The organism is Rhizobium sp. KNZ2-6A, from assembly GCF_056755475.1.
The window spans coordinates 70,481-92,064 of record NZ_JBNDIC010000001.1 but is presented as its reverse complement, the minus strand read 5'-3'; the positions used below and the strand labels follow the sequence as shown (position 1 = coordinate 92,064).

Genomic DNA, 21,584 nt, shown 5'->3' with positions numbered 1-21,584 from the left:
CTTGCATCGTGGATCAGGATAGGTCTATCTGCAAGGAGTATCATCAAGACTTGTAATTGCGATTGGGGTAGGCACGATGCGCCGCTTTCTTCCTGACACCTTCACCATGCTGTTGGTGCTCACCGTCCTGACGGCATCCTTCTTTCCGGTGCAGGGGGCAAGCGCTCATTATTTCGGCATTGCCACCAACTTCGCCATCGGGCTCCTGTTCTTCCTGCACGGCGCGCGCCTGTCGCGCGATGTCGTCATCGCCGGCATGCTGCATTGGCGGCTGCACCTTGTCATCCTTTTGACGACCTTCGGCATCTTCCCGCTGCTGGTACTGGCCATGGGCCATATCGTCCCGAACAGTATCCTACCCGTATCGCTCTATACCGGCATGCTGTTCCTGAGCGTGCTGCCCTCGACGGTGCAATCCTCCATCGCCTTCACTTCGATCGCCGGCGGCAATGTGCCCGCCGCCATCTGCGCCGCGTCGGCTTCAAACATCTTCGGCATGTTCCTGACGCCGCTGCTCGTCGGCATCCTGTTTTCGGTCGGCGGCCAAGGCGGTGGCTTTTCTTGGGATGTCCTGTGGCAGATCATGCTGCAGCTGCTCGCTCCCTTCATCGCCGGCCAGCTGCTACAGCCATGGATCGGCGACTGGATCCGCTCGAAGAAGAAGATCCTGATGCCCGTCGATCGCGGCTCGATCCTCATGGTCGTCTATTCGGCCTTCAGCGAGGCCGTGGTCGAGGGGCTGTGGCACACCTTCTCGGTGATCGACATCGCCACCGTGATCGTCGCCAACATGGTGCTGCTTGCCATGGTAATCTGCATCACCATGTTTGGCAGCCGCGCCCTTGGTTTCTCGAAGGTCGACGAGATCACCATCACTTTCTGCGGCTCGAAGAAGTCGCTGGCGAGCGGCGTGCCGATGGCCAACGTCATCTTCGCCGGCCAGGGTATCGGCGCTATCGTGCTGCCGCTCATGCTGTTCCATCAGATCCAGCTGATGACCTGCGCCGTGCTTGCCCAGAAATATGCCGATGCCGCCAAACGGCGCGAGGCTGCAAAGGCACAGGCGGGCGCAAAGTCCGGTGAAGCCACCAACGCGGCCTGAGTCCTTCGACATAGCGGCAAAACAAAAGCGGCGCCCCGATGGAGCGCCGCTTCGTTTTGATCTTGGGAGGATCAAGGGCATGACGTTCTAAGTCCGTCAGCCCGGGCATGACGGCTCAAGTCCGTCAGCCCGGGCATGACGGCTCAAGTCCGTCAGCCCGGATATGACGATCGAGAACCGTCAGCCCGCATTAGTTGATGTGAGCCTCGATGGACTTCGGAGCATCGACCTGTTCGGCCGCAATGGAGATGCGGCGGGGCTTCATGGCTTCCGGAATGTTGCGCAGCAGATCGATGTGCAGCAAACCATTCTTCAGCGAAGCAGCCTGGACCTCGACATGGTCGGCGAGCTGGAAACGACGCTCGAAGGCGCGCTTGGCGATACCCCGATAGAGATATTCGCTGGCTTCAGCCGGCTCCTCGCTCTTTTCACCCTTGACCTGAAGAACGTGGGCGTGAGCCTCGATGCTCAGTTCCTTTTCATCGAAACCGGCAACGGCCATGGTGATGCGATAGGTGTTTTCACCGGTGCGCTCGATGTTGTAGGGCGGATAGGTCTGGGCCTGATCCGGCTGGGCAAGGCTGTCGAGCATGGTGAACAGACGGTCGAAACCGACGGTGGAACGGTAAAGGGGAGAGAAGTCTACGTGACGCATGGAGTCCTCCTGTGAGCGACAATTGCGATTCAAGCTTTGCCCCACGGCCCCACTACTGGCGGCCTCGGGACGGTTCTGCGAGCCCGTTTGGCACCCGCGAAAAAGAGATGGGGATCGCTTTTGCGGAGTTCAAGACCCCTGCGCCGATCGGGAAATTCCAAGGAAAAACCTGCGTGAACCGCAGATGAACGCGTGGTTCGGAACCCGTTCAGGCGGGCCGACCTATCGTCAAATCATCGGAACACCATCGTCCGATGACTGAAGTGTATCGTCCCTTCTTCTTCAGTCCTTGCTCGGCCGGCGAAGCGGATCTCTCTATCTCCGCAAGCCGGCCTTTTTTCTTTTGGGCGCCCAAGCAATTCCAGGAAAAGTGTGAAGCGGTTTTCCGTCCGGAATTGCATCGAAGCACACAGCTACCGCAGCAATTTCAGCGAGCCGGTCAGCGACTTCACCCACTTCGAAGGCCCCGCCAGTCCCAGCCCATCGATCGCCTCACCGGCGAGATCGCGATCGGGAAACGTTGCCTCATATTCCCTGTAATCGTGCAGCGAGCGGGCAAAGGCAGGAAAGGGAACGATCGCGCGGTCGTCTTCCACCGGCAAGGTCTTCAGCAACAGAGATCGTATGGTCTCGGCGTCCGCCTGCAGTATCGGAACGGGCATGCTCGAGCTGATGTCGATGGTACGCTCCTCCCTGTCGGTCAATTGCCTGGCCGCGAGCGCGGGAAACTTTGCACCCAGTCCGATCGAAATGGCGCCGGCGGTGTTGGCGATCAGACCGAGCGGCAATGCCGGATTGATGACGATGGCAAGACGAATATCGGGAAGCATGGAGACCTGCTGCTGTTGAGACTGATGTGCGCATAGGATATCCCCGAGATCCGGGATATTCTTACCTTTCGTTGTCGCGAATAATGCAATTATGGTAGATCCTACCAAATTCTGCTGAAATTGAGGTTGGACATGCCTGAGCCCCTTGAACCCGTCGATCTGCGCATCCTCGACGCGCTCCAGAAGGACGGGCGCCTGACGAATCAGGCGCTTTCCTCCGAAGTCGGGCTCTCGACATCGCCATGCTGGCGGCGCGTGCGCCAGCTGGAGGAAACAGGCGTGATCCAGGGCTATTCGGCCACGCTTGACCGACGTCGGATCGGCCTCGGCGTTCTTGCCTTTATCAGGGTGAAGATCGACAGCCACAGCGAGGCCGAAGCCGAGGAATTCTCGCGCGATGTCCTGAAACTCAGCGAAGTCGTAGCCTGCTACAGCATCGCCGGCGACGCCGATTTCCTGCTGCAAGTGGTCGCGACCGATCTCGACAGCTATGCGGATTTCGCCATGGCGGTCGTTCGCCGCTTGCCGCGCATCAAGGAAATGCAGACGACCTTCGTGCTCAAGGAAATCAAGCCTTTCAAGGGCCTTCCACTTGAGGTCGGCCAGCGATAACGGCACAACGCCTGGCTGCCACGTCTATCCTGCAAGCCCTTTACGTTTGGATAGAAGCCATCCTATTCTAGCTGAGTGGCAGCCCACCCCGGGGTATTGAATGTCGGCGCTCCCTTTTTCGAAGATTTCCGCATCGCTGAACGCGGTGCTCGCTGCAATCGGTCTGTTGACGGTGGCGGCACTCACGACGCCTGATATAACCGGACAGACCAGGCTCATCCTGCATGTTTTGCTCGCCGGCATCTGGGCCGTCTACGTTCTGCAACTCATCGAGACGCTGATCGTGCAGCGGACGAAAGACCTTCGCGGTAGCGCGCCGGAGATCGCCGTCGACATACTGGCTGTTTTAGTCCCTCTGGCCGCGTTCCTTCTGGTGCGCGGGCGCGACCAAAGCCTCTATTGCGCCATATGGCTCTTGAAGCCGCTGCGTGGCTCGACCTTTTTCCGGCTGCTGGGCAGGGTCCTCACCAAGGAAGCGCGCAACCTGATCGGCGTCACCTCGATCTTCGGCATCGTCCTGTTCGGCGCGGCGCTCATTGCCTATGTCATCGAGCGCGACGTCCAGCCGGACAAATTCGGCAGCATCCCGCTGGCAATGTGGTGGGCGGTGGTGACGCTGTCGACGACGGGCTATGGCGACGAGATTCCGCAAAGTTTCGCCGGTCGCGTCCTTGCCGGCCTGGTCATGATGAGCGGAATCGGCATCTTTGCGCTCTGGGCCGGCATCCTCGCCACCGGCTTTTATGAAGAAGTCCGTCGCCAGGACTTCGTGCGCAATTGGCAGCTGGTTGCGGCGGTGCCGCTCTTCCAGAAACTTGGTTCGGCCGCGCTCATCGAGATCGTGCGGGCGCTGAGACCGCGTGTCGTGCCGGCGGGCGGCATCATCTGCCGCAAGGGCGAGGCCGGCGATCAGATGTTCTTCATCGTCGAGGGCCGCGTCAGCGTCGCCACGCCGAACCCTGTGGAGCTCAGCACCGGCAGCTTCTTCGGCGAGATGGCCCTGATCAGCGGTGAGCCACGCTCCGCGACCGTCAGTGCCGCAACCGAGGTCTCCCTGCTGTCGCTCTATTCCTCGGATTTCCAGATGCTGTCGAGCAGTAGCCCGGAGATCGCCGACATCATCCGCAAGACCGCGCTCGAACGACGCGGCGCGACGCCGAAGACCTGAAGCCGACGACCTTCGCGCGGAAGGAGATCAAGCCCTTTCCAAGGGCTTTCCTCTTGATATCGGGCAACCATAGGCGGGGAGAGCACGGCTGTCGCGTCGGCCCTCGCGCGCACCGTTCCGAGAAAAACCATAAACCTGTTGCAATTCGCTCCACCTGCGCTATCCCCTTGAGATGAACCATTTGTCAGCGAGGCGCGACATCGTTATGGATTCGGTCCTCTATTCCACGGCAGACAATCCGGTGCCGGAGAACCGCACTGAAGGGTTTTTCGAGAGCTTCGACGGGCGCAAGCTGCGCTACGCCATCTTCCGTTGCGAACAGCCGGTTGCCAAGGGAACCGTGGTTCTGCTGCAGGGACGCAACGAATTCATCGAGAAATATTTCGAGACGATCCGCGACCTCACGGCCAAAGGTCTCTGGGTCGCGACCTTCGATCTGCGCGGCCAGGGCGGATCGGAACGGTTGCTGAAGGATCCCTTGCGCGGCCATATCCGACACTTTTCCGACTATGAACGCGACCTGACGGCCTTCCTCGACAAGATCGTCCTGCCGGATACGCGCCTGCCCTTCTTTCTGCTGGCCCATTCGACGGGCGCGCTGATCGCGCTGTCGGCTGCACCGGGGCTGGCAACCCGCATCGACCGCATGGTGCTGTCTGCCCCCTTCATCGGCCTGACCGGTCACGGCGTATCGCCGGCCTTCATCCGCTTTCTTTCCGGCACGGTCAGCGGCATCGGTCTTGGCCGGATGCAATTCAGCAAGAAATTCAAGGAGAGACCCTTCGCCGACAATCCGTTGACGACGGACGAGCAGCGCTATCGGCGTAATATCGGCATCGGCACCACCTATCCGCAGCTTTGCCTGGGGCCGCCGACGGCGCGCTGGCTGTCGCAGGCCTTGCGGGCGATCGAACGGGTCAACAGGCCCGAACACCTGTTTTCGATTCACGTTCCCACTGTCCTGCTCGCGCCGACGCGGGACGGCGTGGTGCCCTATGCCGATCAGGAGCGGTTGTCGCGCTATTTCCGCGCCGCTCAGCTCGTACCCATTCATGGCGCCAAGCATGAGATCCTGCAGGAGCGCGATGTCTACCGCAATCAGGCTCTCGCCGCGATCCACGCCTTCATTCCCGGCAGCGATGCCGAAACCAACGCCTACGAGATAGAAGCGGAAGCCTGAGTAATTTACAGGGACAGAACCGCCAGAGCCTGCTCGTAAACTGCGCGGCTACCGGCTGCGATGATCGTTCCACCCATCTCCGGCCGGCCGCCATCCCAGGTGGTCATGATGCCGCCGGCCTGCTCGACGACGGGGATGATGCCGCCGACATCATAGGGTTTCAGCGAATTCTCGATAACGAGATCGACATGGCCCGCGGCCAGCAGCGCATAGGCATAGCAATCCGTGCCATAACGGAAAAGCCGGACTTGGCTTTCTATCTCGCGATATCTCTCAAGCTCCTCGCCGACGAAGAGATGCGGCGAGGTGGTGAAGAGGATTGCATTCGAAAGGCTGCCGCAATCGCGGACCTGCAGCCGCTTTTCGCCATCCGGCCCCGAATAGGTGGAACCATTGCCATCGGCAAAATAGCGCTCGCCCGTAAAGGGCTGGTCGATCAGCCCCATGATGGCGCGGCCGTTCTTCTGCAGGCCGATCAGCGTTCCCCAGACCGGAACGCCCGAGATGAAGGCGCGCGTGCCGTCGATCGGATCGATCACCCAGACATGCTCGCGATCGAGCCCGACGCTGCCGTGCTCCTCGCCTAGAATGCCATGCTCCGGAAACTCGGCCTCGATCAAGGCGCGAATCGCCTCTTCGGCGGCGCGGTCCCCTTCCGTCACCGGATCGAAGCCCCTCGCTTCCTTGTTGACCACATCTATGCCGGCGCGGAAGCGCGGCAGGGTTTCAGCCTTAGCCGCCTCGGCCAGACGATAGAAGAACGAGCGATCGGGAAGCATGGTCAATCCACGTAGAGAACAGGATGGGCGATGTCATATCCCATATGGGCCGTGAAGCAAACCGGATGATGATACGGCAGGCGCCCTGCCCGCCAATCAGGCAGGATTTTTGAATCTGCCCAAATATTTTGCAGTGCAATAAAGTGCTTGACATTTGTGCAATGCGATATCAATATCCAGTTACAGTCTTCTGACTGTAAATACCCTCCTTGGGTGTTTCCTCCCTAGACTTAGCCGCGCCACAAGCGCGGTTCTTTTTTGGCGGAGTGATTCCCTCGCTCCACTTGCGGGGAGAGGGCCAGGTACTAAGCAAGCAACGACAAACACGTCTGACCATCACCATAGCCAAACGATTCGACGGATTCTGTTCGCTCTGAAAGTTCCGAGACAACCCCTCATCCGAGGCGTCGACATTTCGTCCTGCTCAATGTCTCCGCCCGATCTTCTCCCCTGCCTTTGCGGGGCGAAGGGGCTTTGCCTTATTCCGCCGCCAGCGCCGGATCGCCCGTATAGGATTCCACATGCTCGGCCATGCGCTTCATGAAAAGCGTAATGGCGGCGGCGACTTCGTTGAAATCGGGACGCTTCTCCAGCGTCGTCTCGTCGACATAGAGCGAACGGTTGACTTCGATCTGCAGAGCATGCAGCCCGCGGGAAGGACGGCCGTAATGCTCGGTGATAAAACCGCCGGCATAGGGCTTGTTGCGCACGGCGTTGAAGCCGAGCTCCTCGAGGATCTGCATGGCGGCGCGCGAAAGCTCAGCCGAAGCACTCGTGCCGTAGCGGTCGCCGAGGATGAAATCCGGGCGCATATTGCTGCCGGCGATCCGGATATTGCCCGGCATGGAATGGCAATCGACCAGCACGCCGAAGCCGAATTTGACATGGGTGCGCGCAATCAGCCGCCGAAGCGTCGCATGGTAAGGCTTGTAGATCGTATCGATGCGCTGCAGCGCATCTTCGACCGGCACACGCCGCGCATAGATTTCCATGTTTTCAGCGACGATTCGCGGGATCGTCCCGAGCCCGCCGGCGACCCTGAGCGAATTGATGTTCGCGTAAGGCGGCAAGGCGCCGTCGAACATACGCGGATCGAGCTCATAGGGCTCACGATTGACATCGATATAGGCGCGCGGAAAATTGGCAAGCAGCAGCGGCGCGCCGAGAGAACTCGCCGCCGAAAAAAGCTCGTCGACGTAATGATCTTCCGAGCGACGGATGGCGATGCCTTGCAGGCGGGACTGGGCGATGAAATCGGGGGGATAGATGCGACCACTATGAGGCGAGCTGTAGACAAACGGTATGGTCTGGGAGACAGGCTCCAATACCTCGAAAATCTCGAAACTACGCATTTCCGCGGACATCAACGTCTTTACCATGTCAACAACTTGTCGCAGCAATCATGTTGCCAGTTGCATGACCGCAAGTCCATAGTAACTTGACCGAAATGGCCTTAATCCAAAGCGCCGTATTCGAAATCTCCCGATGTCCGCGCAGCGGAAACGCAGGGCGTTTTCGCAGAACGAAGTCATGCTTTGAACAAAAGCGGGATTGGCGCGTTTTGGCCGACTATTCACGGCTTGTTTACGGCGTGGCGCTACCCTAAAAGCTGGACAAGTCCAACAAGACAAAGTTGATTAGCGATAGAGATGATGACCCAGAAGATACTTCTTGCCGAAGACGACAACGACATGCGTCGCTTTCTCGTGAAGGCACTCGAAAAAGCCGGCTACAAGGTCTTATCCTTCGACAACGGAGCAAGCGCCTATGACCGGCTGCGCGAAGAGCCCTTTTCGCTGCTCTTGACCGATATCGTGATGCCGGAGATGGATGGCATCGAGCTGGCGCGGCGCGCCACCGAACTCGATCCGGACCTGAAAGTGATGTTCATCACCGGCTTTGCCGCCGTCGCGCTGAACCCCGATTCGAAGGCGCCGAAGGATGCCAAGGTCCTTTCCAAGCCTTTCCACCTCCGCGAGCTCGTCGACGAAGTCAACAAACTCCTTGCCGCGTAAGGCTTTCGGCGGCGACGTCACAAAACCGAAAAAAAGCCTATTGACGGCCACCAAGGTTTTGTGATCTATGCGCCGCCATCGGATGGGCGTGTAGCTCAGCGGGAGAGCACTACGTTGACATCGTAGGGGTCACAGGTTCAATCCCTGTCACGCCCACCATCCGATCCCTTTGACCCAAAAAGGATTTTCGCCAAGTCGTTGATTGGTGAAGTTTCGACTTTCATAGAGTTGCCCGTTTATCGCCACAAACCATCGTTTGGTGGCGATAAGGAAGTCCGGGTTATGATGCCCGTAACTTTCCGGATCATTTATTCAGATGTGCCGGAAAAGGCGCCCCTCAAATCGGATCGCCGCGCTGCATCATGAATGTATGCTTAAGGATGTGTGGCGTAATATCCTCCCCAAGTCTTGGCAGCTCGCGAGCACGAGCAAAGCCTTTACGCTCCTTCACTACAAGCTGAGCGTGATGTTCCATAGGCCGAACGACTGTGATTCACCTCCAACGCTCGACGTAAGGAACGAGGCTTTCAGGAATCGGAACGGGAGGACGGCGCTTGTTCGTCTCGCGCTCGCCATGGCTACGTCGATACAGAATAGCGCTGACGAGATCGAGCCAGCCACCACTTGAGTTAACACCTCACCGCGGTTTGAGGATGGCTCATGTCTATCGTCGCCGAATAAACGGCTATCAGGATGAAGCGAGCGATATAATAGGATGGCCGAAACGTTGCCCCCCATTTGCCGACCGCCCGGCTCCGCGGTGGCTTCCTGTTATAAGTCAATGTGTTACAGCATTTGTTCGCTGCGAAACATCCAGCTTCTTTTCGACATCCATGAAGGACTCCTTGCCGAGGTCTAACAGGTGCCATACATTACAGGCAAATCAGTATGCGGAGCCTTACAGCCGCCTGTCTCGACCGACGTGATGCGTAACCGGAAAAATTGACCCTGACCAAGGAGCGGCGGAAGTTGGCTGATGTTCTTTGGAGCGCGTCCGATGCATGAGACCTTTGCTCGAATTGCAACACAGCTTCATAAGGTTGGCGCAAAGGCTGCGCATTATACGATTTTGGATTTGCCATAAATCGCCGATTTGGCTTTATGGGCGAACTTATGAAAGGAACTCGCGATGAATGAGCCGCTCAAAAACCTGCTGGAAGCAGCAAAGAAGGTCGCGCCATCTAAGACGGATATGGAAGTGCAACGCCGCAGCTTTGCCTATGGCAACACTCACTTTGAAAATTCGATGATCACACGCGAGATGGTCGACCGAATCGCTGACGATATGGCGAGCAAGCAGCAAAAATGAGTGACGAAACGCGCCGCCACAGCGTGGCATCTGAAGCCTATCTAATAACAGATCCTGCTCAGAGAGCCGAAGCAGAAGCCCGTAACGGGCTTCTGCAATTTGATGCGGCGTGCCATATGATTATTGATGCGATTGAAAAAGCTCCGAACTGGAAGCTGCGGCCATCGACGATCCTCGCGTTGCACCGTGAAGCGCTCCAGGGCATCAGCTCATATGCGGGTAACTTCCGTCCGGCGTCAGTTGAGATCCAGGGTAGCGCCCATAAGCCGGTAGATGCACATCAGGTTCCGGAGCTGATCGAAGACTTATGCGACTATGTGAACGCACACTGGAACGACAAGACGGCCGTTCACTTGGCGTCCTTCGTGATGTGGCGTTTGAACTGGATTCACCCCTTCAGCGACGGCAACGGCCGCACCTCGCGAATGGTGTCGTATCTTGTTTTGTGCGTTAAGTCGGGGTTTCTATTACCTGGTCGAAACACGATTCCAGATCAGATCGTCGACAATCGAAATCCATATTTCGCGGCACTGGAAGCCGCAGACAAGGCAAATTTCCAGAACGGTGCCTTGGATCTTTCTAAGATGGAAGAGCTAATCGAAGGCATGCTCGCGACCCAGCTGGCGGCAGCCTTAGAAACGGCGACTGGAAAGCAGTTTTTGTAAGCAAAGCGTGCCCAAGCGTCGCCTCCATTTATTATGCCCTCCAATTGATCAAGAATTCGCTATGAGCAGACTATCCGAGATCATACGACCACAAACGACGACGTGCGGACAATCAAGAGGAGCGCGGTCGATAAATTGAATGGTGTAGAATCCGGCAGGCGCATTGCAACGGAGATGCTTACAAAAGCATTGACCGCCGAAAACGACTAAATAATACAGACTAGATAATTGGGATGGTTGGCACTGAACCACTACCGAATTAAAGGCCTTTCGAGAAATCGAAAGGCCTTTTTAGTTTCGTCATCGACTTACAGAATCTCAAGTTTGCCTTGGAGCGGATCGGCCAAAGAGCCGAGCGGAAGGCAAATGAATTGCAGACGATCAGCGATCCAGAAAATGCCGGAACACCGCCGTCGTCGGATAGGCATAGACACCGCGATCGACAAAGCCCTGACGATAGAGGCAGGCTCTCAGTGCCAGCCAATACATCGTGCTGTTCGGATCCGGCGAGCTGCGGTACCAGGAATATGCTTCGGGCTCGCAGCGATTGAGAGCCCTGTCGTATTGTGCCAGCACCACCGGATCGCCGTCGGCGCGAATGCCGTGATAGGTCTGATAGTTTGAAGGCGCCTCACCTGCGGAGACGCATGCCAGGCTCAAAATCGCTCCCAGCGCTAACATCATTCTCATGTGCTTCGATCTCCAACTTGCCGCGTCTCGAAAATTCGAGCGCAGGTCGAGAATAGTAGTCTTTTGGAAGATAGCCAATCACATGCTGATGTTCGCGGCGATTGCGAGTTGCGCGCAGCCTGCGACACAAGTTCCCGCCAGAAGCCGCTTGACTTCCGGCCGCGCCGTCATCCTACTGTCATATCAGCGCATCGATCATACGGGAGGACGAGATGACGGTGATGAAGCGGCAGTTCTACAAGAACCACAAGCCCAATGGCGATGAATATATGTTCCACCTCGCCCGCGACACCGATAGCGGCGAAGTCTACGTCATCCGCCAGGCGGATTACGTCGTCGACGGCGGCAGCGAGAAAACCATGACCCTCTACGAATTCCTGGCCGGCGGCGGCAACCGCCAGAATGCGTTGCTGCAGCTGATCGGCTCGCTCGTCCCGGAGTCGGCCCCACACTGAAATTCGCACAACCCTGAGCGGTCGTTTCGCGATAGCGATGTGCTCCGGTCACGGGCCTGAAGCGCAATGAGCGATCGGATCGACCGGCGGCCGCTTTAAGCTTGCGCCCGCTTTGGGTTGACTGCCACATTTTGATCGGCGAACCTGTATGGGCTTGAAAGGAGCCCTTCTTATGCGATTCGCAGGCATTGCTTTTGGATTGACCGCCTTGGCCGCCACGTCGGCCGGCGCAGTGGAAAATTTTCCGTCGCAAGGCGTCACCGTCGTCAGTGGAAAATGTTCCAAACTCATGGTCGGCAAGCTCGATGCCTCCAAAGGGTGCAAGGCCGAAATCGCTAGCGTGACGGGTCCCGACGGCTCGGTGACCTTCATCTTCACCTCGGGCGGCAAGATGCTCGGCTTCCAGGGCAACGGCAAGGGCATCAAGCCCGGCAATCAGAACGGGACCGCGCAGCTCCCGATCGATGTCATCTCGACCGGGGCCGGCAGCAAGATATCCGGCCAAGTGGAGGCAAAGGGCACATGCACCTTTGCCAATCCCTACGCGGGCAAGCCGGTTGCCATCCAATGCTCGGCAAAATCCCCGGAAATGAGCTTCAACGGCAGCTTCACGTCCGACGGCAAGGCGCCCCGGCACAAGTAAGTATTGTCGCCGTACGAGGCGCGGCCTGGTTAATGCTGCGGCCCGTTCTTTCGCTTATGGCCGTGGTCGGCATCGGCCGGCGCTTCGCGCGAAAGATCCGTGCCGTTGACATGGGCTGGGACATGCACATCCTCATGTGTCACGGGATGCAGTGTCAAATCCACCTGATGTGGCGGCAGAACCTGGGCCTGGCGAAGCGTGTTCGGCCGAGCCTTCTTCTGCCGCTCCGTCAATTCCGGCTTCTGCGATGGTTCGTTGCGGTGAATGGGATCAGGGCTCATGGGAGCTTCTCCTGTCGATCGCTGTTTTGAAGGTAGCAGATCCGCCCGAGGGATCCGCGTGGCGGACGGCGCAAACATGCCTGAGGGCCAAACGCGGTCTTTTCTGTTTGGTTCCCCAATTCGCAATTATGAATTCGCAATTATTGGGAGCAACATCGGCGCGCACCATTTCAACTCTTGACCTGCGTCGCGACATCACTAGATATTGACTATCTCCGCGCCTTCCTGACATCGGCGACGGATTGAACTTTGGTGCCGGGCCCCTCTGGCGAGAGTTTTTACGGCGCTCTCGCGATGTCGGTACCGCCTGCAGATGAGCCGGCGGACTTCTTTCATGAACAGCTTGACCATGCCTCGCCCGCATGCCGTCCTCGGCACACGGCTGCCCGCTCCATCCGAAAATCATCGATCCCTTTGCGGCGAGGTGCGCCCATGACGCCGCCCGCCGCCTCCAAATCCGTGTTCGGCTATTTCGGCTGGGCCTTCGTCGTCACCATCGGCGGCCTTGCTCTCGGCGCCTTCCTGGGCTGGAACACCACCGGCACGATGGGTGGCCTCGCCACGGCCTTCTTCATCTGCGCGGTCCTCGCCGTGTTGGAGATTTCGCTCTCTTTCGACAATGCCATCGTCAATGCCAACAAGCTGAAGGAGATGACGCCGGTCTGGCAGCATCGCTTCCTGACATGGGGTATCATCATCGCCGTCTTCGGCATGCGCATCGTCTTTCCGCTGGCAATCGTCGCGATCGCCGCGTGGATCGATCCGTGGGAAGCGCTGAAGCTCGCCGCCACCAGGCCGGAGCAATATGCTGAGATCATGCAGAATGCGCATCTGCCGATCGCCGCCTTCGGCGGCACCTTCCTGATGATGGTCGGCCTGACCTATTTCTTCAATCACGAAAAGGATGTGCACTGGATCGGCTTCATCGAGAAGCGCATGGCGCATTTCGCCACCGTCAAGGGCGTTGAAATCGCCTTCGTGCTGATTCTCGTCCTCATCTTCAGCTCCCTGCTCGACGGCGAGGATTCGACGACCTTCCTGCATGCCTCCATCTATGGCCTCCTGACCTTCCTCCTGGTGGAAGTCCTGGCCGGCTTCCTGGATGCGTCGCAGAAGACGATGAGCGCTGCCGCAAGGGGCGGCTTCGGCGCATTTCTCTATCTCGAAATCCTCGATGCTAGCTTTTCGTTCGACGGTGTCATCGGCGCATTCGCCCTGACGCAGAACCTGTTCATCATCGCCATCGGCCTTGGCATCGGCGCCATGTATGTCCGCTCCATGACGATCATGCTGGTGGAAAAGGGCACGCTTGCCCATTACCGCTACCTCGAGCACGGCGCCTTCTACGCCATCCTGATCCTCTCGGTGATCATGTATGTACAGACGCTATTCCACATTCCGGAAGTCATCACCGGCCTCGGCGGCGCGGCGCTGATCGGCATCTCGCTCTGGTCGTCGATCCGCTACAACAGGCGCAATGCCCTCAACGATGTGCCAGTGCACGGCGAGCAGCACGAAGAACGGCACGACAGGGCGGAAGCGTAGACAGCAACGCGCTGAAGGCTGCCGTTTGTGAACGAGCAATCCTGCATCCATGGCGGAGACCGTTTCGACGGCCTCCGCCTTTTCATTCGGGATGGTGCCTCCGACGGGTTTTCATCAGAGTTTCCAGGCCAAGATCGCCGAATGTTTACGCTGCCGGCATATTAGCGCTAGCGTTTTGCCGAAAAATATCGCAATGGCGATTGACGTTGTCGAAGGAGCATGGCGGAAAGCGCAGCGGTTGCGCTTCGGGCAGCCGGCTCTCGAAGGAAGTGTCTAGGAGAGGCAGAGTATGGCAGCAAAGATCGTTCCGGTGATTATGGCAGGCGGCAAGGGTACACGGCTATGGCCGCTATCGCGCGCATCCGCTCCGAAGCAATTCATTCAGTTCATCGGCGACAAGACGCTGTTTCAGAACACGCTGGAGCGCGTTGCCGATCCCGAGCTTTACGAAGCGCCGATCGTCCTCACCAATGAGGAATTCCGTTTCCTTGTTGCGGAACAGGCCCGCGAGCTCGATCTGAAACTGGCCGCCGTGCTGCTGGAGCCGGTCGCCCGCAATACCGCCGCCGCCGTCGCAGCCGCCGCCGCGCTCGTCACCGAGCTTTTCGGCAAGGACGCGATCATGCATGTCCTTGGCTCCGACTATGAGATCGACGCCAACGCGACCTATTACGATTGCGTGCGCCAGGCGCGCGACACGGCGCTGCAAGGCAAGCTCGTCACCTTCGGCATCAAGCCGACCGAACCGGCCACCGGCTATGGCTATATCGAAAGCGGCAAGGCGCTTTCGACCGGCGCCCATGCCGTCAAGCGCTTCGTCGAAAAGCCGGCGCTGGACAAAGCTCAGGAAATGGTGGCAAGCGGCAGCTTCTACTGGAACTCCGGCATGTTCATGTTCTCGGCCGCGCAGCTTTTGGACGAAATGAAGGAATATGCATCCGACGTAGAGAAGGCGACCAGCAAGGCCGTTTCCAAGGCGACTCGCGACCTCGATTTCACCCGCCTGGATGCGGACGCCTTCTCCAAGAGCCCCAACATTTCCATCGACTATGCGCTGATGGAAAAGACGGCGAATGCCGCCGTCGTTCCCTCACCCTTCACCTGGTCCGACCTCGGCAGCTGGGACGCGGTCTGGAAAGTCGGCAATCGTGACGAGAGCGGCAACGTGTCGGCCGGCGCCACGACACTGGTCAACACGAAGAATTCGCTCGTGATGACGCATAGCCTTCACGTCGCCGTGCAGGGTCTTGAAGACGTCGCCGTCATCGCCAGCGAGGACGCCGTCTATGTCGGCCACCTCAAGGACAGCCAGGAAGTCGGCAAGCTCGTGAAGCTGCTCGCAAGCGAGAAGAAGACGGCCAAGCTCACCGAGACGCACCCGACCTCCTATCGCCCGTGGGGCGGCTATACCTCGGTGCTGAACGGCGAGCGCTTCCAGGTCAAGCGCATCTTCGTGCTTCCGGGCAAGAAGCTGTCGCTGCAGAAGCATCATCATCGCTCCGAGCACTGGATCGTCGTCAAGGGCACGGCCGAAGTGACGGTCGGCGAAAACGTGCAGATGCTGCGCGAAAACGAGTCGGTCTATATCCCGCTCGGCGAAGTGCATCGCTTGTCGAACCCCGGCAAGATCCTGCTGGAGCTCATCGAAGTGCAGACCGGCTCCTATCTCGGAGAGGACGACATCATCCGCCTGGTCGACGAGTTCGGCCGAAGCTGATCGGAAGCGTGCAAACCAGGGATTTCAAAACGGCGGGCAAAAGCTCGCCGTTTTTGTTTCCGCGTTACATGGCAGGACTTCCCGAAGCGCTGAGAGACGCCTTGCTTTCTTTCGCTGCATTGCACACACTGCCTTCGGGAACAGCAATCACCGCACAACGATGCGGGCTAGGCGAAGAGACATATGGCGATCAAGGCAAGCATCTATCATCTCACCCATTATAAATACGACAATCCGGTTCGTCTCGGTCCCCAGATCATTCGCCTGAAACCCGCCTCGCATTCCAAGACGCGCGTGCTGAGCCACTCGCTGAAGGTCACGCCGTCAAATCATTTCGTGAACCTGCAACAGGATCCCTACGGCAATTATCTCGCCCGCTTCGTCTTTCCCGATCCGGTGACCGAGCTGAAGATCGAAGTCGATCTCGTCGCTGATATGACGGTCTACAATCCCTTCGACTTTTTCGTCGAAGAGGAAGCCACCAAATGGCCTTTCGATTATCCCGAGACGATCCGCGAGGATCTGTCCATCTATGTGAAGCCGGAGGAGCCCGGCCCCCGGCTGAAAGCCTTCCTCGCTACGCTCGATCGCTCGGAACAAAAGACCGTCGACATGATCGTCGGCCTCAATGCACGGCTGCAACGGGAGATCGGCTACGTCATCCGCATGGAGGCCGGCGTCCAGACGCCCGAGGAGACGCTGGAGAAAGCCAGGGGATCCTGCCGCGACACCAGCTGGCTGCTCGTGCAGGTACTGCGCCACCTTGGCCTCGCCGCCCGTTTCGTCTCCGGCTACCTCATCCAGCTCACGCCCGACCTGAAAGCGCTCGACGGCCCTTCGGGCACGGAGGTCGACTTCACCGACCTGCATGCCTGGGCGGAAGTCTATCTTCCCGGCGCCGGCTGGGTCGGCCTCGACCCGACCTCGGGGCTTCTGACAGGCGAGAGCCATATCCCGCTTGCCGCTACGCCGCATTACCGCAATGCCGCGCCAATCTCGGGCGGTTATTTCGGTGAGGCCAATACCGAATTCGACTTCGCGATGACGGTCACCCGCGTCGCCGAGCATCCACGCATCACCAAGCCTTTCTCCGACGAAAGCTGGGATGCGCTGAATGCCCTCGGCGACGAGGTCGATCGTATTCTCAACGAAGATGACGTGCGCCTCACCATGGGCGGTGAGCCGACCTTCGTCTCGATCGACGACTTTCAGTCGGAGGAATGGAACACCGCCGCCGTCGGCCCGACCAAGCGCGACATGGCCGATCAGCTGATCCGCCGCCTGCGCGAACGCTTCGCGCCCGGCGGCTTCCTGCACTACGGCCAGGGCAAGTGGTATCCGGGCGAAAGCCTGCCGCGCTGGACCTTCTCGCTCTACTGGCGCAAGGACGGCCGACCGATCTGGCAAAACCCCGCCTTGATCGCCGAAGAGACCGCAAGGACCGGCGTGGGCGCAGACGATGCCGGCAAGCTTCTCAACACGATCGCCAGGGAATTGGGCGTCGAGCCGGAGATGGTGCAGCCAGCCTACGAAGACCCGGCCGAATGGATCGTCAAGGAAGGCAGCCTGCCGGAAAATGTCGACCCGTCCAATTCGAAACTGAAGGACCCCGAGGAGCGCAGCCGCATCGCCCGCGTCTTCGAGCGCGGCTTGACGACTGCGACCGGCTATATTCTGCCGGTACAGGCATGGAACGCCCGCGCCGGTGGCACACGCTGGGTCAGTGAAAAATGGCGAACGCGCCGCGGCAAGATTTTCCTCGTCCCAGGCGATTCGCCGGTCGGCTATCGTCTGCCGCTCGGCACACTGCCCTATGTGCCGCCGTCGCACTATCCCTATATCCACACCGCCGACCCCTCCATCCCGCGCGTACCCTTGCCCGATGTCATCGTGCCGGCAGGCCGCGCCATGCCGGAAGCCTCGTTCCAGGCCGACGAGAGTTCGCAATCGCGCGTTGAGCAGACACTCGGTGAAATTGGCGGTGCGGTGCGCACGGCGATCTCCGTCGAACCGCGCGACGGCCGGCTTTGCGTGTTCATGCCGCCTGTCGAACGGATCGAGCACTACCTCGAATTGCTGGCCGCCGCAGAGAATGCAGCCGCCAATCTCGGGCTGCCGGTGCATATCGAAGGCTACTCGCCGCCGCAGGACGAGCGCATCAACGTCATCCGCGTCGCACCCGATCCCGGCGTCATCGAGGTCAACGTCCATCCCGCATCGAACTGGCAGGAATGCGTTGACATTACCACCGCGGTTTATGAAGAGGCGCGGCAAACGCGTCTCGGTACCGACAAGTTCCTGATCGACGGCCGTCACACCGGCACTGGCGGCGGCAACCATGTCGTCGTCGGCGGCGCCAATCCGAACGACAGCCCATTCCTGCGCCGTCCCGATCTGCTGAAGAGCCTGATGCTGCACTGGCAGCGCCACCCTTCCCTCTCCTATCTTTTTTCCGGCCTGTTCATCGGCCCGACCAGTCAGGCGCCCCGTATCGACGAGGCGCGTCACGACAGCCTTTACGAGCTGGAAATCGCGATAGCCCAGGTGCCCACACCCGGCCACGGCATCCCGCCTCTGCCCTGGCTTGTGGATCGCCTCTTCCGCAATCTTCTGACCGATTCCAGCGGCAACACCCACCGCTCGGAAATCTGCATCGACAAGCTGTTCTCGCCGGATGGACCGACGGGACGCCTCGGCCTCGTCGAATTCCGTGGCTTCGAAATGCCGCCGAATGCCCGCATGAGCCTTGCCCAACAATTGCTGGTGCGCGCGCTGATCGCCCGCTTCTGGCGCAACCCAATCGACGGAAAGTTCGTGCGCTGGGGCACGACGCTGCATGATCGCTTCATGCTGCCACACTATATCTGGCAGGATTTCCTCGACGTACTCGCCGATCTCCGCGAAAACGGTTTCGATCTGCGGCCTGAATGGTTCCAGGCGCAGCTCGAATTCCGTTTCCCCTTCTGTGGGGAAGTCGAATACGAAGGCAACAAGCTGGAACTGCGCCAGGCGCTGGAGCCATGGCATGTGCTGGGCGAAGAAGGTGCCATAGGCGGCACCGTGCGCTACGTCGATTCGTCGGTCGAACGCCTGCAGGTCCGTTTCGAAACTTCCAATCCATCGCGCTATACGGTGACCTGCAACGGCCGGCCCGTGCCGCTGACACCGACGGGAATTTCAGGCGTTTCGGTCGCTGGCGTGCGCTACAAGGCATGGCATCCGGCCTCGGGCCTGCATCCTGTTCTGCCCATTGATACGCCGCTGACCTTTGACATCTACGATACCTGGTCGCGCCGCTCGATCGGCGGCTGCATCTACCATGTTGCCCACCCGGGCGGCCGGAACTACGACACATTCCCCGTCAACGGCAACGAGGCTGAAGCGCGACGACTTGCGCGTTTCGAACCTTGGGGGCATACAGCGGGTGGCTACGCCTTGAGACCGGAGACTGCGTCGGTGGAATTTCCGCTGACGCTCGACCTCAGGCGGCCGGCAGGAATTTGAGACGGAACTGTGCATGGCTAGAAAACCGGCGACGGAACGACGGGATCAAATAAAGACCGGAACCGGCAAGGACCCGGCCTTTGCCTATCGTCCCTTGCCTGGCGTCGCCGATGAAATGGTCGACAATAAAGGCGCTGTCCGCCCGGTCTGGCAAAACCTCCTGTCGGCGCTGTCGCGCATGTCGGAACTGGAGCTGACGGAGCGCTTCGCCCGGGCCGACCGCTACCTGCGCGATGCGGGCGTTTTCTATCGCGCCTATGGGACGACTGGTGTCAGCGAACGCGGCTGGCCGATCTCGCATATTCCCGTCCTCATCGATGAACGCGAATGGCAATCGCTTTCGGAAGGGCTGCGCCAGCGCGCCGATCTGCTTGAAGAGGTCATGGCCGATATCTACGGCGACAGCCGGCTGGTCAGCGAAGGTCTGTTGCCACCGGCCCTGATCGCGGCCAATTCGGAATTCCTGCGTCCGCTCGTCGGCGTCAAGCCCGCGAACGGTCACTATCTGCATTTCCTGGCGTTCGAAGTCGGCCGCGGCCCGGATGGGAACTGGTGGGTGCTGGCCGATCGCGCGCAGGCGCCGTCGGGCGCCGGCTTCGCATTGGAAACCCGCGTCGCAACCACCCGCGCCTTCTCCGATATCTATGCGGAAACCAAGGTTCATCGCCTCGCCTCCTTCTTCGGCGCCTTTCGCGATGCCCTGCTGGGCGGCAAGCGCGGCGCCGAAGGGCGCGTTGCGGTGCTGACGCCGGGGCCTGCCAATGAGACCTATTACGAGCACGCCTATATCGCCCGCTATCTCGGCTTCATGCTGCTCGAGGGCGAGGACATCACCGTCGTCAACGATCAGCTAATGGTGCGCACCGTCGCCGGGCTGCGGCCGATCAGCGTGCTCTGGCGCCGCCTTGATGCCGCCTATACGGACCCGCTGGAGCTCAACCAACTATCCCATATTGGCACGCCGGGCATGATCGAAGCCTTGCGGGCGCAGACGGTGAGCATCGTCAATGCGCTCGGCTCCGGCATCCTCGAGACACGCGCCCTGCTCGCCTTCATGCCCACCATCTGTCGGCATTTGCGCGGCGAGGAACTGAAGCTGCCGTCGATCGCCACCTGGTGGTGCGGCCAGAAGACCGAGCGCGAGCATGTCGCCGCCAATATCGAGAAGATGGTGATCGGCCCCGCCTATTCCTGCATGCCCTTCTTCGACGATAACGGCCAGTCGGTTCTGGGCTCGACCTTGCGCAGCACTGCCCGCGATTCGATCGCGGACTGGCTGGCGAGCGAAGGTCACAAGCTGGTTGGCCAGGAGGTCGTCACGCTTTCGACGACACCGGCCTGGGTCAACGGCAGGCTGACGCCGCGGCCGATGAGCCTGCGCGTCTTCGCCGCCCGCACCGAAAACGGCTGGCAGATCATGCCCGGCGGCTTTGCCCGCATCGGCAGCGGCGACGATGTCGCCGCCATCGCCATGCAGGCCGGAGGTTCGGCCGCCGACGTCTGGATCGTCTCCGACAAGCCCGTCGAAGCCCATACGCTGCTGCCGGCCGAAGAGACCTTCACCCGCAACATGCCGGGCAGCCTGCCGAGCCGGGCCGCCGACAACCTCTTCTGGCTTGGCCGCTATATCGAGCGCGCCGAAGGCGCCTTGCGCATTCTGCGCGCCTGGCATGGGCGTTTCGCCGAAGCGGCGGATCCGAAGCAGCCGCTGCTTGCCGATGTCAGCGCCTATCTCGCCGCCATCGACATCGACACCCGGGAAGCGGTGCCCGAAAACCTGCTGCGCAACATAGACAGCGCGGTTTATTCGGCCAGCAACATCCGCGACCGGTTTTCCCCGGATGGCTGGCTGGCGCTGAACGACCTCGCCAAGACCGCCCGCCGCTTCAAGGAAAGAGTGAAGCATGGCGATGACGCCAGCCATGCCATGACGATCCTGTTGCGCAAGCTCGCAGGCTTCGCCGGCCTCGTGCACGAAAACATGTATCGCTTCACCGGCTGGCGCTTCCTGTCGCTCGGGCGCTACATCGAGCGCGGCCTGCATATGACGCGGCTGCTCGGCCATATGTCCGGCCCCGATGCGCCCGATGGCGCGCTCGACATGCTGCTGGAAATCGGCGACAGCGTCATGACCCATCGCCGTCGCTACAACGTCAATACGGCCCGCCTGACGGTGACCGATCTGCTGGCGCTCGACCCCCTCAATCCGCGCTCGATCCTCTTTCAGATGAACGAGATCCACCGAGAAGTGGAACAGCTGCCGAATGCCTTCGTCAACGGCCAGATGTCGCCCTTCTACCGTGAAGCCATGCGGCTGCATTCGGGACTGGCTGTCATGACGCCGGAAACCATGACCGTCGAAGTCTACCAGCAGCTGGCGCGCGAATTGGAGCGGCTTTCCGATCTGCTGGCACGTACCTATCTCGGATGACGT

Annotated in this window: 19 protein-coding genes and 1 tRNA gene; 14 read left to right on the top strand and 6 right to left on the bottom strand. The window is 59.8% G+C overall.

Going from position 1 to position 21,584, the window contains the following annotated elements:
* The first annotated feature begins 76 nt into the window (after positions 1-76).
* Positions 77-1,102: a bile acid:sodium symporter family protein gene (locus tag ACPYOP_RS00415; protein WP_481408424.1), complete on the top strand. Its 1,026-nt coding sequence runs from the start codon at positions 77-79 to the stop codon at positions 1,100-1,102.
* 190 nt (positions 1,103-1,292) lie between these two features.
* On the opposite strand, the gene ACPYOP_RS00410 is transcribed toward ACPYOP_RS00415, so the two are convergent.
* Together ACPYOP_RS00410 and ACPYOP_RS00405 are read right to left on the bottom strand one after the other, a co-directional pair.
* A complete protein-coding gene (locus ACPYOP_RS00410) occupies positions 1,293-1,757 on the bottom strand; it encodes an Hsp20 family protein (RefSeq protein WP_481408423.1) in 465 nt (154 codons plus the stop codon).
* A gap of 413 nt (positions 1,758-2,170) precedes the next feature.
* Positions 2,171-2,587, bottom strand: coding sequence for a DUF2000 domain-containing protein (locus tag ACPYOP_RS00405; protein ID WP_481408422.1), 417 nt, complete (start codon positions 2,585-2,587; stop codon positions 2,171-2,173).
* A gap of 132 nt (positions 2,588-2,719) precedes the next feature.
* Here ACPYOP_RS00405 and ACPYOP_RS00400 point away from each other — a divergent pair, with 132 nt between their 5' ends.
* From ACPYOP_RS00400 to ACPYOP_RS00390, 3 genes are all read left to right on the top strand, one after another.
* A complete protein-coding gene (locus ACPYOP_RS00400) occupies positions 2,720-3,199 on the top strand; it encodes an Lrp/AsnC family transcriptional regulator (protein ID WP_481408421.1) in 480 nt (159 codons plus the stop codon).
* A gap of 100 nt (positions 3,200-3,299) precedes the next feature.
* On the top strand, positions 3,300-4,367 hold the full coding sequence (locus ACPYOP_RS00395) for a cyclic nucleotide-gated ion channel (RefSeq protein ID WP_481408420.1): 1,068 nt from the start codon (positions 3,300-3,302) through the stop codon (positions 4,365-4,367).
* Positions 4,368-4,572: 205 nt separating this feature from the next.
* Complete coding sequence (locus ACPYOP_RS00390; RefSeq protein WP_481408419.1) at positions 4,573-5,547, top strand: alpha/beta fold hydrolase; 975 nt, start codon at positions 4,573-4,575, stop codon at positions 5,545-5,547.
* Between the two features lie 5 nt (positions 5,548-5,552).
* Here the strand turns inward: ACPYOP_RS00390 and hisN are convergent, their stop codons facing one another.
* Entirely contained in the window at positions 5,553-6,326 is a 774-nt protein-coding gene (hisN, locus tag ACPYOP_RS00385) for a histidinol-phosphatase (RefSeq protein ID WP_481408418.1), read from the bottom strand.
* Between the two features lie 479 nt (positions 6,327-6,805).
* Positions 6,806-7,705: an N-formylglutamate amidohydrolase gene (locus ACPYOP_RS00380; RefSeq protein WP_481408417.1), complete on the bottom strand. Its 900-nt coding sequence runs from the start codon at positions 7,703-7,705 to the stop codon at positions 6,806-6,808.
* 273 nt (positions 7,706-7,978) lie between these two features.
* Here ACPYOP_RS00380 and cpdR1 point away from each other — a divergent pair, with 273 nt between their 5' ends.
* The 4 genes from cpdR1 to ACPYOP_RS00360 all read left to right on the top strand — a co-directional run bounded on the left by cpdR1 (position 7,979) and on the right by ACPYOP_RS00360 (position 10,315).
* Complete coding sequence (cpdR1, locus tag ACPYOP_RS00375) at positions 7,979-8,341, top strand: response regulator CpdR1 (protein WP_004117561.1); 363 nt, start codon at positions 7,979-7,981, stop codon at positions 8,339-8,341.
* A gap of 84 nt (positions 8,342-8,425) precedes the next feature.
* A tRNA-Val gene (locus ACPYOP_RS00370) sits at positions 8,426-8,500 on the top strand.
* A 970-nt stretch (positions 8,501-9,470) separates the two neighbouring features.
* A complete protein-coding gene (locus ACPYOP_RS00365; protein ID WP_481408416.1) occupies positions 9,471-9,650 on the top strand; it encodes a hypothetical protein in 180 nt (59 codons plus the stop codon).
* A complete protein-coding gene (locus tag ACPYOP_RS00360) occupies positions 9,647-10,315 on the top strand; it encodes a Fic family protein (RefSeq protein WP_481408415.1) in 669 nt (222 codons plus the stop codon). Before ACPYOP_RS00365 ends, ACPYOP_RS00360 begins: the two co-directional genes overlap by 4 nt.
* 381 nt (positions 10,316-10,696) lie before the next feature.
* Here the strand turns inward: ACPYOP_RS00360 and ACPYOP_RS00355 are convergent, their stop codons facing one another.
* On the bottom strand, positions 10,697-11,005 hold the full coding sequence (locus ACPYOP_RS00355; RefSeq protein ID WP_481408414.1) for a hypothetical protein: 309 nt from the start codon (positions 11,003-11,005) through the stop codon (positions 10,697-10,699).
* 212 nt (positions 11,006-11,217) lie between these two features.
* On the opposite strand from ACPYOP_RS00355, the gene ACPYOP_RS00350 reads away from it, so the two are divergent.
* Positions 11,218-11,460: a hypothetical protein gene (locus tag ACPYOP_RS00350; RefSeq protein WP_481408413.1), complete on the top strand. Its 243-nt coding sequence runs from the start codon at positions 11,218-11,220 to the stop codon at positions 11,458-11,460.
* A gap of 172 nt (positions 11,461-11,632) precedes the next feature.
* Positions 11,633-12,103 carry a hypothetical protein gene (locus ACPYOP_RS00345; RefSeq protein WP_481408412.1) on the top strand — a complete coding sequence of 157 codons (471 nt, stop codon included), beginning with the start codon at positions 11,633-11,635 and terminating at the stop codon, positions 12,101-12,103.
* A 29-nt stretch (positions 12,104-12,132) separates the two neighbouring features.
* Here ACPYOP_RS00345 and ACPYOP_RS00340 read toward each other — a convergent pair whose 3' ends face one another.
* Positions 12,133-12,384: a hypothetical protein gene (locus ACPYOP_RS00340; protein ID WP_481408411.1), complete on the bottom strand. Its 252-nt coding sequence runs from the start codon at positions 12,382-12,384 to the stop codon at positions 12,133-12,135.
* Positions 12,385-12,816: 432 nt separating this feature from the next.
* Here ACPYOP_RS00340 and ACPYOP_RS00335 point away from each other — a divergent pair, with 432 nt between their 5' ends.
* The 4 genes from ACPYOP_RS00335 (at position 12,817) to ACPYOP_RS00320 (ending at position 21,581) form a co-directional block, all read left to right on the top strand.
* Complete coding sequence (locus tag ACPYOP_RS00335) at positions 12,817-13,929, top strand: DUF475 domain-containing protein (protein WP_481408410.1); 1,113 nt, start codon at positions 12,817-12,819, stop codon at positions 13,927-13,929.
* A 289-nt stretch (positions 13,930-14,218) separates the two neighbouring features.
* Positions 14,219-15,646 carry a mannose-1-phosphate guanylyltransferase/mannose-6-phosphate isomerase gene (locus ACPYOP_RS00330; protein WP_481408409.1) on the top strand — a complete coding sequence of 476 codons (1,428 nt, stop codon included), beginning with the start codon at positions 14,219-14,221 and terminating at the stop codon, positions 15,644-15,646.
* A 183-nt stretch (positions 15,647-15,829) separates the two neighbouring features.
* Positions 15,830-19,150: a transglutaminase family protein gene (locus tag ACPYOP_RS00325; protein ID WP_481408408.1), complete on the top strand. Its 3,321-nt coding sequence runs from the start codon at positions 15,830-15,832 to the stop codon at positions 19,148-19,150.
* A gap of 13 nt (positions 19,151-19,163) precedes the next feature.
* Positions 19,164-21,581, top strand: a complete 2,418-nt coding sequence (locus ACPYOP_RS00320) for a circularly permuted type 2 ATP-grasp protein (RefSeq protein ID WP_481408407.1) — start codon at positions 19,164-19,166, stop codon at positions 21,579-21,581.
* The last annotated feature ends 3 nt before the right edge of the window (positions 21,582-21,584 follow it).

What these genes read in the sequence shown, in the direction of transcription:
- ACPYOP_RS00390 (WP_481408419.1), top strand. Translation starts at nt 4,573, where the DNA reads ATGGATTCGGTCCTCTATTCCACGGCAGACAATCCGGTGCCGGAGAAC.
- ACPYOP_RS00400 (WP_481408421.1), top strand. Translation starts at nt 2,720, where the DNA reads ATGCCTGAGCCCCTTGAACCCGTCGATCTGCGCATCCTCGACGCGCTC.
- ACPYOP_RS00320 (WP_481408407.1), top strand. Translation starts at nt 19,164, where the DNA reads ATGGCTAGAAAACCGGCGACGGAACGACGGGATCAAATAAAGACCGGA.
- ACPYOP_RS00380 (WP_481408417.1), bottom strand. Translation starts at nt 7,705, where the DNA reads ATGGTAAAGACGTTGATGTCCGCGGAAATGCGTAGTTTCGAGATTTTC.
- cpdR1 (WP_004117561.1), top strand. Translation starts at nt 7,979, where the DNA reads ATGACCCAGAAGATACTTCTTGCCGAAGACGACAACGACATGCGTCGC.
- ACPYOP_RS00340 (WP_481408411.1), bottom strand. Translation starts at nt 12,384, where the DNA reads ATGAGCCCTGATCCCATTCACCGCAACGAACCATCGCAGAAGCCGGAA.
- ACPYOP_RS00405 (WP_481408422.1), bottom strand. Translation starts at nt 2,587, where the DNA reads ATGCTTCCCGATATTCGTCTTGCCATCGTCATCAATCCGGCATTGCCG.
- ACPYOP_RS00410 (WP_481408423.1), bottom strand. Translation starts at nt 1,757, where the DNA reads ATGCGTCACGTAGACTTCTCTCCCCTTTACCGTTCCACCGTCGGTTTC.
- ACPYOP_RS00335 (WP_481408410.1), top strand. Translation starts at nt 12,817, where the DNA reads ATGACGCCGCCCGCCGCCTCCAAATCCGTGTTCGGCTATTTCGGCTGG.
- ACPYOP_RS00355 (WP_481408414.1), bottom strand. Translation starts at nt 11,005, where the DNA reads ATGAGAATGATGTTAGCGCTGGGAGCGATTTTGAGCCTGGCATGCGTC.
- ACPYOP_RS00415 (WP_481408424.1), top strand. Translation starts at nt 77, where the DNA reads ATGCGCCGCTTTCTTCCTGACACCTTCACCATGCTGTTGGTGCTCACC.
- ACPYOP_RS00350 (WP_481408413.1), top strand. Translation starts at nt 11,218, where the DNA reads ATGACGGTGATGAAGCGGCAGTTCTACAAGAACCACAAGCCCAATGGC.
- ACPYOP_RS00345 (WP_481408412.1), top strand. Translation starts at nt 11,633, where the DNA reads ATGCGATTCGCAGGCATTGCTTTTGGATTGACCGCCTTGGCCGCCACG.
- ACPYOP_RS00365 (WP_481408416.1), top strand. Translation starts at nt 9,471, where the DNA reads ATGAATGAGCCGCTCAAAAACCTGCTGGAAGCAGCAAAGAAGGTCGCG.
- ACPYOP_RS00330 (WP_481408409.1), top strand. Translation starts at nt 14,219, where the DNA reads ATGGCAGCAAAGATCGTTCCGGTGATTATGGCAGGCGGCAAGGGTACA.
- ACPYOP_RS00325 (WP_481408408.1), top strand. Translation starts at nt 15,830, where the DNA reads ATGGCGATCAAGGCAAGCATCTATCATCTCACCCATTATAAATACGAC.
- ACPYOP_RS00360 (WP_481408415.1), top strand. Translation starts at nt 9,647, where the DNA reads ATGAGTGACGAAACGCGCCGCCACAGCGTGGCATCTGAAGCCTATCTA.
- hisN (WP_481408418.1), bottom strand. Translation starts at nt 6,326, where the DNA reads ATGCTTCCCGATCGCTCGTTCTTCTATCGTCTGGCCGAGGCGGCTAAG.
- ACPYOP_RS00395 (WP_481408420.1), top strand. Translation starts at nt 3,300, where the DNA reads ATGTCGGCGCTCCCTTTTTCGAAGATTTCCGCATCGCTGAACGCGGTG.